This window comes from Arthrobacter sp. H41, assembly GCF_000520535.1.
Classification (GTDB): Bacteria; Actinomycetota; Actinomycetes; order Actinomycetales; family Micrococcaceae; genus Arthrobacter_D.
Genome location: NZ_KI914760.1, coordinates 125153 through 136600 on the forward strand (window position 1 = coordinate 125153; position 11448 = coordinate 136600).

Genomic DNA, 11448 nt, shown 5'->3' on the forward strand with positions numbered 1-11448 from the left:
GCAATGCCGACCGGGGCCCCGTCGTCGTCGAGCGCGAGCCAGCTCTGCGCGCCGTTCGGTGTGCGCGCGGCATCCTCGAGCATCCCCCGTCGGCGCTCGATCAGGGCGGGCAGCTCGGCGTCGTAGTGTTCGTGGAACTCGCGCGGCATGATGTGCGCATAGGTCTCGTGCAGTGCCGCGACGTGGGTGCGGGCGTAGGTTTCGGCGTCGTCGACGGTCGCCGGCCGGATGAGGTACTGCTGCACGAGGTGCTGCTGGATCAGGAGTGGCCCTCGTACTGTTCCTGCTCCGCGATGGCCGCTTCCAGACGCTCGACCTTTCCGGTCAGTTCGCCGGAGTAGCCGGGCCGGATGTCGGCCTTCAGCACCAGTGAGACCCGGCTGCCGTAGCGGCCCGCCGCCTCGGTGGCGTGCTTCACCACCGCCATCACCTCGTCCCACTCGCCCTCGATGGTGGTGAACATGGAATCCGTGCGGTTGGGAAGACCCGATTCACGTACGACGGCGACGGCGGCCGCCACGGCGTCGTGCACCGACCCCTCGGGGTTCTCACGGGACAGGTCGGAGGTGCCGGACGGGGCAATCGAAAAGGCTACGAGCATGTGCCCAGTCTGGCATGCGGCGGTCGTCCTGGGCTATGTATTGGTTATGGCCGTCCGATGCCCTGATAGTTCCAGCCGGCGCTCCGCCACTGGCCCGCATCCAGCACGTTGCGGCCGTCGAGGATGTTCCGGTGCCGGACGACGGCTCCGGCGGCAGCGGGTGACAGCTCCCGATATTGGTCCCATTCGGTGAGCAGCAGCAGGGCGTCAGCCTTCTCCAGGGCTGCGTCGAGTTCGGCCTCGTAGGTCAGTTCGGGGAAACGGACCCGGGCATTGCTGAGCGCCTGGGGATCGGTCACGGTCACATCCGCTCCCTGCAACTGCAGCTGGGCGGCGATGCTCAGCGCCGGGGAGTCGCGGACGTCGTCGCTGTCGGGTTTGAAGGCGGCCCCGAGGACGGTGATGCGTTTACCCAGAAGGGAACCGCCCACCAGCGTGCGGGTCAGCTCCACGACGCGGATCCGACGGCGCACGTTGATGTCGTCGACTTCGCGCAGGAAAGTAAGCGCCTGGTCGGCCCCGAGTTCCCCGGCGCGGGCCATGAAGGCGCGGATGTCCTTCGGGAGGCAGCCGCCGCCGAAGCCGATGCCGGCGTTGAGGAACTTCCTTCCAATGCGCTCGTCCGCCCCGATGGCGTCGGCAAGCAGGGTGACGTCGGCTCCTGCGGCGTCGCACACCTCGGCCATGGCGTTGATGAAGGAGATCTTGGTGGCCAGGAACGAGTTGGCTGCGGCCTTCACCAGTTCTGCAGTGGCATAGTCCGTGGTGAAGCGCTGCGTGCCTTCGGCCAGGGCTGCAGCGTAAACACTGTCGAGCATGGCGGCGGCTTGGGCCCCGGTGCCGCCCGACGGCACGCCGTACACGAAGCGGTCAGGGTGGAGCGTGTCCTTGACTGCGAAGCCCTCGCGCAGGAACTCGGGATTCCAGGCGAGGACCGCGTCCGGGTGACGCTCCTGGAGGCGCTCAGCCAGCCGGGCAGCGGTGCCGACGGGCACCGTGGATTTTCCCACGATCACGTTCCCCGGTTCCACCGAGTCGAGCAGCCCGGAAAAGGCAGCATCGAGGTGGCGCAGGTCAGCGGCATACTCGCCTTTCCGCTGCGGGGTACCCACGCACAGGAAGTGGACTTGCGCCCCCTTGATGTCGGACGGATTCGAGCTGAACTTCAACCGTCCCGAGACAAGGACTTCCTCCAGCAGTTCGGGCAGCCCCGGCTCGAAGAAGGGCGCACGCCCCTCCTGCAGCTCGGCAATCCTGCGTTCATCGACGTCGACGCCCACCACTTCATGGCCGAGCTTCGCCATGCAGGCTGCATGCACTGCCCCGAGATAACCGCAGCCGATCACGGAAATGCGCATCGGGGTTGGTCCTGGCAGTGGGGTAGCTTTCATGTCCGATTCTAGGAATTCCAAGATGAGACACCTGTTAGAGACGGATGAGAACAATCTCATGAGAGCTCTCTCATCAAGCGTTCACCAAGGTCTCATCCGGGCCTGACTGAATGGAGAACCAGAAGCTCACCAGCAAGAGACGGCTCAATGAAGGCGCACCATGGCACACAAGTTGAAGAAGGAACTCCGGGTAGTCCTCTACTCCCACGATTCACAGGGACTGGGGCATACCCGACGCAACCTCGCAATCGCCCATGCGCTGGCTGCCACGCTTCCCGGGCTCACCGGCCGTCCTGTCACCGGCCTGCTCGTGACCGGGGAATCCTCCGCGACGCGATTCGACAGCCCCGAGAGGTGGGACTGGGTGGTGCTGCCGGGCATTCGCAAAGGCGCTGACGGATACACCCCCCGCCACCTGACGATAGGCCAGAAGAAACTCGTTCGCCTGCGCTCCTCCATGACCGACGCCGTGCTGGCCCAGTTCAAGCCCCACCTCGTGATCGTGGACCGCCATGCCTTCGGCGTCGACGGCGAGCTCCGACAGGCGCTGGTGGCGCTTCGCAAGGCACGGCCCGCCTGCCGGATAGTGCTGGGGTTGCGGGAAGTCCTTGACAGCCCGAGCGTCGCGAAACGGGAGTGGAAGAACCTCGGCGACCTCGACCATCTCGCGGATACCTTCGATGCGCTCTGGGTTTACGGTGATCCTGGATTTCATGATCCTGTGCGGACAGGCGAGATCCCCGCGCGGCTCAGCCCCCTGGTCCGCTACACGGGCTACCTCTCGGCAGGACGGGTGTCGCGGCGCCGCACCAGTGGCGCGCGGAGGCCGTACCTCCTCACCATGGCCGGAGGCGGATCGGACGGTCTCGACGTCCTGCTCACCGCGGCCCGGGCCACCCTTCCCGAGAAGTACGAGCACCTCATCATCACCGGACCGCAACTGCCCAAGGAACACCGGATCCAGGTTGAACAGGCGGCGGCCCCCGGCACGCGAGTGCTGGGCTCGGTCCGGGACGCGCTGGCGGAGATCAAGGAAGCCTCGGCCATCGTCTCCATGGGTGGGTACAACTCGGTGTGCGAGATCATGAGTACGAGCACCCCGGCGCTGATCGTCCCCCGCATCAGCCCGAGGCGTGAGCAGCTGATCCGCGCGGAGTCGCTGGCTCGTCATGACCTCCTCGACGTCTGCCATCCGGAGGAATTCACTTCCGCGGAACTGAGCCGATGGTTCAGCTCGGTGGCAGGTTCCGACGTCGACCGCTCGGCAGTGGATCTTGCGGGCCTTGAATCGGTGGCCGGGCTGGCAGCCGATCTGCTGGATATCCCCCCTCTCGAAGATTGGACCTCCAGTGAAGCCGTCTAGCCCTTCCCGCACCGCCTATGTGCTGAAAATCTACCCGCGTTTCTCGGAGACCTTCATCGTGACGGAAATCCTTGCCCGGGAAGCGGCCGGAGAGGAACTCGACATCTTCTCGCTCCGGGCCCCCGTGGACCCGCGGTTCCATCCCGAACTCGCGCGCGTCCAGGCACCAGTGACCTATGTGACGAAACCCGCGAAGCTCAGCGATGGCTGGGGAATGATGGCAGCCGCGCATCGGGCAGTGCCCGACTTCGGGGCACGCTTCGCCGACCTGCTGCCCAGCATGGTGGACATGGATCCCCTTGATGTTCATCAGGGGATCGAGCTGGCGACACTTTTCAGCAGTCGCGGCATCACCCACGCCCATGCGCACTTCGGCTCCGTCGCGGCGCGCACGGCCCGTATCGCATCGGCCCTGACCGGCATCCCCTTCTCCTTCACCGCGCATGCCAAGGACATTTTCCACGAGGAAGTGGACCAGCCCACCCTGATCAGCCTGATCGGGCACGCGCACCACGTGGTCACGGTCAGTGACTTCAACCTCGCCTACCTCCGCAGCCTTGCCCCGGACCAGTCGTCCGCCATCCACCGCGTATACAACGGGCTGGAGCTGGACCGCTTCGCCTACGCTCCTCCGTCCCCGCCTCGGGATCCCTTCCGGGTCGTCGCCGTGGGCAGGCTCGTCGAGAAGAAGGGCTTCCACCTGCTCCTCGACGCCGCCGCGGAACTGATCGGCAGCGGCATGACCCTCGAGGTGAGGATTGCCGGCGGCGGACTGCTGCAGGAGGAGCTCGAGCAGCAGATCCACCGCCTTGGGATGGCGGACGCCGTCACGCTCCTCGGGCCGCGGACGCAGCAGGAGGTGGTCGACCTGCTCCGCTGGGCGGACGTCTTCGTGGCTCCCTGCGTGGTCGGTGAGGACGGCAATATGGACGGGTTGCCCACCGTGCTGCTCGAGGCGATGGCCACGGGCGTCCCCTGCATCGCGAGCGACATCACCGGCATCCCGGAAGTGATGGCGGACGCCGCGGGGCGCAGGACCGGCCTGCTGATCCGCTCCGGGGTGACGGCCGACCTCGTGGACGCGCTTCGCTTCTCGGCGTCGGACACGTTCGACCGCGAGGGAACCGCGAGCGCCGCACGCGCCCTGATCGAACGGTGCTTCGACTCGAGGGTGCAGTCGGATCGGCTGCGGGAACTGGCGGCGGATCCCCGCAGCACCGCCGTCGTGCCGTCCGGGACAGCCACCGTGCCGTTATCTCCCGCAGGGATGGTGGACAGGCTCGGCGGCGTGCCGGTCAGGACGTCATGATCCGGGTAGCATATTTCTGCATCGACCCCGGTGTGCCCGTCTTCGGATCCAAGGGCGCGTCGGTGCATGTGCAGGAGATCCTCCGGAGCTGGCGGGCACTCGGCGCGGAGGTCACGCTGTACTGCACACGCACGGGTGACGACGTCCCCGCGGACCTCGCGGATGTTCCGGTGGTGGTACACCGCATCCCCAAGGGCAACGGCGTTGAGCGCGAGCGCTTCCAGACGGACGCCGCAGCCGCCCTTGCGCAGCAGGCCATCGCGGCCGGGACCACCGTGGTGTACGAACGGTACTCGCTCTTCAGCGATGCCCTGGCGCGGGTCACGGCGGCACTCGGGATTCCCGGCTTCCTCGAAGTGAACGCACCGCTGATCGATGAACAGCGGACCCACCGGGCCCTGCACGATGAGACTGCTGCCCGGCACGCACTACGTTCCCAGGTCGCGGGAGCCACTCGGGTTGCGTGTGTCTCGGCCCCTGTGGCCCGGTGGGTCCAGGACCGCGTCCTGCCCGAACACCGGGAGAAGGTGCAGGTGGTGCCCAACGGCGTGAACGTGGAACGCATCCGCCCCACCCCCGAATCCGGCGGCATGCCCGTGGTGGTGTTCGTCGGGACCCTGAAGCCCTGGCACGGGGTGGACTCCCTGATCGAAGCGAAGGCTGTGTCCGCAGGCGGGTGGGCCCTGAGAATTATCGGAGACGGCCCCGAAGGGCCGGCGCTCCGCAGGCTGGCCGCGGACCGGGGTGTGGCAGTGGAGTTCGTCGGAGCCCTTCCCCCCGCGGAAGTGCCCGCAGCCCTGGCCGGGTGCGCCCTTGCCAGCGCACCGTATCCGGCGTCGGCCAGCTCGGAGGACCAGTACTTTTCGCCGCTGAAGATCTATGAATACTGCGCGGCCGGGCTGCCGGTGATCGCCTCCGACGTGGGGCAGGTCCCGTCCATCATCGACCACGGCGTCACGGGCATCCTCGTCGAGCCGTCCCGGCCGGACGCACTCGCCGCGGCGATCGACGACCTGACCGGAGCGCCGCTGGCCCGTGCGGCGATGTCGGTCGCCGCCCGCAGGATGGCCACCGCCGGCCACAGCTGGGACGGCGTGCTGCAGCGCATCACCGCAGGAATCCCGCTGGAAGGGACACCATGAGCAACCAGGACGTGCAGCAGCAACCGCTTCGCCGGACGCTTGGCATCATCCGGCCCCATCTTGGACGCCACAAGGTCCTCATGGGTGGGGGCGTCCTCGCGCTCCTCTTCGAGGTGGCTTTCCGGGTGCTCGAGCCCTGGCCCGTGAAATACGTGGTGGACGCGATCACCCGGAGCCTTGGAGCGGAGTTCGCGGGCACGGGGCCGGTTGCCACGCCGGCCTTCCTCCTTGCCTGCGGCGCCGCCCTGGTACTGCTCACCGGGCTCCGCGCGCTCTGCAACTTCCTGGCCACGGTGGCCTTTGCCCTGACCGGATCACGGGTGGCGACCGAACTGCGCGGCCGGGTGTTCAGCCACGTCCAGGCGCTGTCCGCCCGCTATCACTCCTCGGCGCGCACCGGTGACACGGTGCAGAGACTGGTGGGCGACGTCGGGCGGCTCCAGGAAGTGGGTGTCAGTGCGGGCCTGCCCCTGCTCGCCAACTGCATCACGCTCGTCGTGATGGCCGGCGTCATGTTCTGGCTGGATCCGCTGCTGGCACTCGTGGTCGCCCTCGCCTGCGCGTCGTTCCTCCTGCTGTCACGCCTCAGCACGGGCAAGATCACCGTGGCGGCACGGCGCACCCGCAAGGGCGAAGGTGCGCTGGCCAACACCGCGCAGGAAAGCCTCGGCGCCATCAAGGTGGTACAGACGTACGGCCTCGAGGAAACCCTCGCCGACCGCTTCGGCACCAGCAACGAGAAGACCCTCCGGGACGGCGTGCAGTCGCGAAGGCTCGCGGCGGCACTGGAGAGGCGCACCGACGTGATCGTCGGGTTCGCCACCGCCGTCGTCCTCGCCGGTGGTGGCTGGCGCGTGGTCCAGGGTGCCATGACTCCCGGGGACCTCGTCCTCTTCCTCATGTACCTGAAGACCTCCATGAAACCGCTGCGGGACCTCGCGAAATACACGGGCCGCATCGCCCGCGCCACTGCCTCAGGGGAGCGGGTCGCTGACCTCCTCGATGAGCAGGTCGATATCCGGGACGCCGACGACGCCGCGCCCCTGGGGAAGGTGTGGGGCGACGTGGAACTGCGGAACGTCACAGCGGGTTACGCCGATACCGCTCCTGTGCTGAAGGACGTCACGCTGACATTCCTGGGTGGCCGCAGGACCGCCGTGGTAGGGCCCTCCGGATCAGGAAAGTCCACGCTCGTTTCACTGATGGTCCGGATGATGGATCCCGTGTCCGGAGCTGTGCATCTCGACGGCAGGGACCTGCGCGCCATCACCCTCGCTTCCCTGCGCGCCAATGTGAGCCTCGTCCTCCAGGATTCGGTCCTGTTCACCGGAACCATACGGGATAACATTCGGTACGGGCGGGTCGACGCCACCGACGCGGAGGTGGAATCCGCCGCCCGGATCGCCTCCGTCCACGGGTTCGTATCGGCCTTCGCGGACGGGTATGACACCGTCGTCGGGGAGCGCGGCGGCACCCTTTCCGGCGGGCAGCGCCAGCGCATCGCGATCGCCCGGGCGCTGCTGCGCAACGCACCCGTCGTGATCCTCGACGAGGTGACCACGGGACTGGACCAGGATTCGCGGTCGGAAGTCCTCCTCGGCCTGGACACCCTGACCCGGGACCGCACCACCATCACCATCACGCATGAGCCGTCCGTGGCGCTCGATGCCGACTGCATCATCTGGCTGCAGGACGGGCGCGTCCTGCTTCAAGGAACCCCCGATGAGCTGAGAAAGGACCCGATGTTCGCAGCCTGGGCACAGCAGGAAACCGCCGAGGAAGTCCGGTTCACCGGATCTTCCGCAGGAGGCATCGAATGAATGCCCTGAAGACCCGTTCCCTGGCCGCCGTCGACCCCGCCCTGCCCGCACTCGGCGTGCTGTTCGACCCGCCGAGGCTGAGCGCGCTGCTCGGACGTCCGGTGCGGGCGGACCGCCTCCGCCACAAGCCGGGAGTGTCCGTGGTGGCACGCCTGCGGGAGGACGACGGCGGCATCCGCTGGCTGACGGCGTACGCGCCGGGGAAGGGCGTCAAGGTCGAAAAAACCCTCCGTCGAGCCGCGGTAACCGGTGTTGTGCTCGAAGCCATCCCGCTTCCCGAAGCACCCGGCCAATCTATGGTGTCAGGGCCGATCGAACTTGATCCGCGGTTGTACAAGACCCTGCGGCCCTTGCGGAACTCCGGCATCCTCGAGGAATGCTCCGTCCTCAACTACAACCCGCACCGAAGGGTGGTCTTCGCCGTCGGGCAGGACCACACCCGGACAGTCTGCAAGACAGGCTCCGCACACCGGGCTGACGCGGAACTGCTCGAACGGCTTGTCGCGGGGGGAGTGCCGGTACTGACCCAGGCCAACCCTGCCGGGCTGCCGGAGCTGGGACAGCTGCGCTACTTCCCCTGGTTCGGCAGCGGCGACCTCAGTAAGCAGCCGGCGGACCGCCCTGGTACTGCCCGCACCGACGCCCCCGCCTTCGCGGCAGGGCAGGCGCTCGCCCTGCTGCACGCCCAGCCCCCGGTCTCCTCGACCCCGGGGCTGCACGCTCCGGCAGCAGCCCTGGCGCACCACGTGGCACGCAATTCCTCCCTCCTTCCGCCGCTGGCCGGACGCCTGGAAATCCTTTCCGCCGCCCTTGAGCCCCTCCTGCGGAGGCCGGGGCACGCCGGACTGATCCATGGCGACTTCTCGGCCGACCAGGTGCTCGTCGACGGCTCCGACATCCGGCTGACGGACCTCGACCGCTGCACCTATGGTGCCGCGGCATCCGATCTGGGATGTTTCGCGGCCGTTGAGCTCCTTCAAAAGCCTGTGTCCACACAGGTCCAGGATGTCCTCGCGCTTCCGCTGACCCGCCTAATGCTCGCGGGCTACCGTGCAGGTCCACGGGACGTCGAACGTGAGGAGGTCCTTCCCTGGGTGGTCTTCCACCTCCTGAGCCGCCTTGGTGACCCCTTCCGCTCGTGCTCACCGAACTGGTCCGAGGACATCGAAGCCAGGCTGGACCTGATGGAGGGCCTGCTGTGGGGCTGATTCCCGGGACCGTCACGGATTCCGCCGGCCGGGCGGCCACCGTCCACCGCGCCTGGCCCCGCAGCGACGGCGGGTTGACGTTCGAGGCCCGGGAGGACGACGGCGGTCTCATCCGCGCCGGCGTCATCGAACCCTCCGGGATGGCCACCCTGGCCCCCTACGGGAAGGACCCGGTCCTTGGCGAACTGGCGGGCACCCTGGGGGACGCGGATCTGGTGGTCCACCGCTACAGGAAGCGCGCGGTGCTCAGGGTCGGCGGCGGCTACCGGAAGCTCCTTCCTCCGGGCAAGCCAGAACCCGTGGCTGCCGCACACCGCCGGATGCGGGCCCTGGCGGCGTCGGCTGGAGTCGAAACGCCCGGCGTCGTCCTCACCAGCCCCGGCAGCGTCACCCTCTCCACTGTCCGTGGGACGAGCTTCCACGACCTGGGCAGGGCCGCCCGTGGGAAACCGTCGCTGCCGAACGAATGGAAGCAGGGCTGGGAGCTCTGGTCGCAGAAGTGGCCCCTGCTGGCGGCGCTCCCGCCCGGCGCCGCCCCTGCAGTCCATTCCCCGGAGAATGAAGGCACCACGCTTCGGCAATGGGTCGAGCGGTGCGTGGAATTCGGGCAGCTCGACGTCCGGCCGGAAAAGTTGAAGCAGGCGGCGATGGAGGTGGAGCGCCGCCTGTTGTCAGGGGTGCCGCAGCAACCGGTCCTCGCCCACCGCGACCTGCACGACAAACAGGTACTGTTCAGCGCTGCGCAGGGAACGATCGGGCTGATCGACTGCGACACCCTGGCCCTTGCGGAACCGGCACTCGACCTGGCCAACCTCCTGGTACATCTCGAGTTCCGGCGCGAGCAGGGAGTCCTTCCCAGGGCTGCGGAGCAGTTTGCAAGCAACGCCATTTCCCACACGGCGTCGGCGATGGCGGTGCCGACGGACCGGCTCCTGGCCTATGTCGCCTCGACGCGGATCCGGCTGGCCTGCGTCTACTCCTTCCGGCCGCCCTACCGGTCCTTGGCAGAGGACTGGGCGAGACGAATACTCGACAGTTGACACCCCCGATCACGCCGCTACCCACGCCAGCCCTCACCTCGGCCCCGCGGATACGCTTACGCCTATGACACCAGCGAAAGAGACTTCTCCACGGTGGGTCTCCAGCATGAGGGTGCGCATCGTTGCCGTCGTCGTGATCCTGCTCCTTCTGTCCTCGATCGGTTCCGTCCTGTTGCTGCGCGTGGTGCTGTTCGAACGCCTTGACGAGGAGATCGGCGCAAGCCTCGACCGGGAGGCGGAGGAATTCCAGCTCCTCGCCAGCGGCGTGGATCCGCGGACCGGTGAGCCGTTCGGGGACGATATCGCCGCGATCTTCGACGTCTATTTTTCGCGCGAGATCGCCGATGAGGGTGAAACCCTGCTCGCCTTCATCGACGGAAACCTGTATGAATCGCGCCGTGCCACGCAAGTGCCCGACACCGACGAGTTCGGGCGAACGATCGAGTACTGGCTCTCGTTCGAGGAACCAACCGAGGGCTCGATCGACACCGACGCCGGAAACACCAAGTATTTCGCCGTCCCGATCCAGGGTGCACCGAGTGACGGCATGTTCGTCGTCGCCAATTTTCCGGCGAACGAACGGGAGGAGATCACCGACGCCGTGCAGACCCAGGTCCTGGTCCAGCTGGGTACCACCGCACTCGCGTCACTGCTCGGCCTCGCCCTCGCTGGACGGGTGCTCCGGCCGCTGCGGAATCTCGCGCAGACCGCCCGGACCATCTCGGAGACCGACCTGAGCCGGCGGATCGAGGTGGAGGGGAAGGATGAGGCGTCGCAGATCGCCGGAGCCTTCAATGACATGCTGGCGCGCCTGGAGCAATCCTTCACCACGCAGCGGCAGTTCCTTGATGACACGAGTCACGAGCTGCGGACTCCGCTGACCATCATCCGTGGCAATCTCGAGCTCCTGGAGCTCGATGAGACACCCGAGGAACGGGCACAGACGGTCGCCGTGGTGACGGACGAGGTGGACCGGATGAACCGCATCGTCGCCGACCTGTTCCTGCTGGCGCGCGCCGAGCGGCAGGACTTCCTCCAGCTTGGACCCGTGGACCTGCAGGAACTGATCATGACGGTTCACCGCAAAGTATGCGCACTGGCAGTGAGGAACTGGGAGGTGAGGACGCCACCCCCCGGAGTGATCTCCGCCGACCGGAACCGCCTCACGCAGGCACTGCTGCAGCTCGCGGACAACGCCGTGAAGTTCACGGACGCCGACTCCGCGATCCAGCTGGGAGCCGCCGTCACAGCAAAGGAAGTCCGGTTGTGGGTGGCGAATTCAGGGCCGTCGGTGCCACCCGAAGAGGCAGCGCAAATCTTTGCCCGCTTTCGACGCGGATCGATCCGGCCCTCCACGAACTCGGGAGGAGCAGGGCTCGGGCTGTCCATCGTCGCAGCAATTGCGGAGGCACACGGGGGGCGGGCCGAGTTGGTTCCCCGGCCAGGCTGGGGCGCGGTCTTCGAGATCGTGCTTCCCCGGGACGCGCGGGAAGCACGGGAGGCTTCACTCCGAGTTGCGTCCCGCTCGGCCCCCGCTGATTAAGCACCTGTGGCTGGCATTCGGGCAGGTTGCC

General features: G+C 67.5%; 9 protein-coding genes and 1 pseudogene. 7 read left to right on the forward strand and 3 right to left on the reverse strand.

Annotated features, from left to right (window positions below):
- The 3 genes and pseudogenes from Y705_RS22090 to Y705_RS0102470 all read right to left on the reverse strand — a co-directional run.
- Window positions 1-245, reverse strand: a pseudogene (locus Y705_RS22090) (hypothetical protein); the annotation flags it as partial.
- Between the two features lie 14 nt (window positions 246-259).
- Window positions 260-601: a thiamine-binding protein gene (locus tag Y705_RS0102465; RefSeq protein ID WP_026531709.1), complete on the reverse strand. Its 342-nt coding sequence runs from the start codon at window positions 599-601 to the stop codon at window positions 260-262.
- 44 nt (window positions 602-645) lie between these two features.
- Window positions 646-1959: a UDP-glucose dehydrogenase family protein gene (locus tag Y705_RS0102470; RefSeq protein WP_026531710.1), complete on the reverse strand. Its 1314-nt coding sequence runs from the start codon at window positions 1957-1959 to the stop codon at window positions 646-648.
- A 193-nt stretch (window positions 1960-2152) separates the two neighbouring features.
- On the opposite strand from Y705_RS0102470, the gene Y705_RS16785 reads away from it, so the two are divergent.
- The 7 genes from Y705_RS16785 (at window position 2153) to Y705_RS16800 (ending at window position 11417) form a co-directional block, all read left to right on the forward strand.
- Complete coding sequence (locus Y705_RS16785; protein ID WP_049822154.1) at window positions 2153-3355, forward strand: glycosyltransferase family protein; 1203 nt, start codon at window positions 2153-2155, stop codon at window positions 3353-3355.
- Window positions 3342-4664, forward strand: a complete 1323-nt coding sequence (locus Y705_RS16790; RefSeq protein ID WP_081737708.1) for a glycosyltransferase family 4 protein — start codon at window positions 3342-3344, stop codon at window positions 4662-4664. The genes Y705_RS16785 and Y705_RS16790 overlap by 14 nt, the downstream gene beginning before the upstream one ends.
- Complete coding sequence (locus Y705_RS0102485; protein ID WP_216698715.1) at window positions 4661-5806, forward strand: glycosyltransferase family 4 protein; 1146 nt, start codon at window positions 4661-4663, stop codon at window positions 5804-5806. The genes Y705_RS16790 and Y705_RS0102485 overlap by 4 nt, the downstream gene beginning before the upstream one ends.
- Window positions 5803-7626 carry an ABC transporter ATP-binding protein gene (locus tag Y705_RS16795; protein ID WP_049822155.1) on the forward strand — a complete coding sequence of 608 codons (1824 nt, stop codon included), beginning with the start codon at window positions 5803-5805 and terminating at the stop codon, window positions 7624-7626. The genes Y705_RS0102485 and Y705_RS16795 overlap by 4 nt, the downstream gene beginning before the upstream one ends.
- Window positions 7623-8834, forward strand: a complete 1212-nt coding sequence (locus Y705_RS0102495) for an aminoglycoside phosphotransferase family protein (protein WP_026531712.1) — start codon at window positions 7623-7625, stop codon at window positions 8832-8834. The genes Y705_RS16795 and Y705_RS0102495 overlap by 4 nt, the downstream gene beginning before the upstream one ends.
- Entirely contained in the window at window positions 8825-9874 is a 1050-nt protein-coding gene (locus tag Y705_RS0102500) for a phosphotransferase family protein (RefSeq protein WP_026531713.1), read from the forward strand. Before Y705_RS0102495 ends, Y705_RS0102500 begins: the two co-directional genes overlap by 10 nt.
- A gap of 64 nt (window positions 9875-9938) precedes the next feature.
- Window positions 9939-11417 carry a sensor histidine kinase gene (locus Y705_RS16800; RefSeq protein ID WP_162149024.1) on the forward strand — a complete coding sequence of 493 codons (1479 nt, stop codon included), beginning with the start codon at window positions 9939-9941 and terminating at the stop codon, window positions 11415-11417.
- The last annotated feature ends 31 nt before the right edge of the window (window positions 11418-11448 follow it).

Coding starts and splice junctions, on each gene's coding strand:
- Y705_RS0102465 (WP_026531709.1), bottom strand. CDS start 601: ATGCTCGTAGCCTTTTCGATTGCCCCGTCCGGCACCTCCGACCTGTCC.
- Y705_RS0102470 (WP_026531710.1), bottom strand. CDS start 1,959: ATGCGCATTTCCGTGATCGGCTGCGGTTATCTCGGGGCAGTGCATGCA.
- Y705_RS16785 (WP_049822154.1), top strand. CDS start 2,153: ATGGCACACAAGTTGAAGAAGGAACTCCGGGTAGTCCTCTACTCCCAC.
- Y705_RS0102485 (WP_216698715.1), top strand. CDS start 4,661: ATGATCCGGGTAGCATATTTCTGCATCGACCCCGGTGTGCCCGTCTTC.
- Y705_RS16795 (WP_049822155.1), top strand. CDS start 5,803: ATGAGCAACCAGGACGTGCAGCAGCAACCGCTTCGCCGGACGCTTGGC.
- Y705_RS0102495 (WP_026531712.1), top strand. CDS start 7,623: ATGAATGCCCTGAAGACCCGTTCCCTGGCCGCCGTCGACCCCGCCCTG.
- Y705_RS16800 (WP_162149024.1), top strand. CDS start 9,939: ATGACACCAGCGAAAGAGACTTCTCCACGGTGGGTCTCCAGCATGAGG.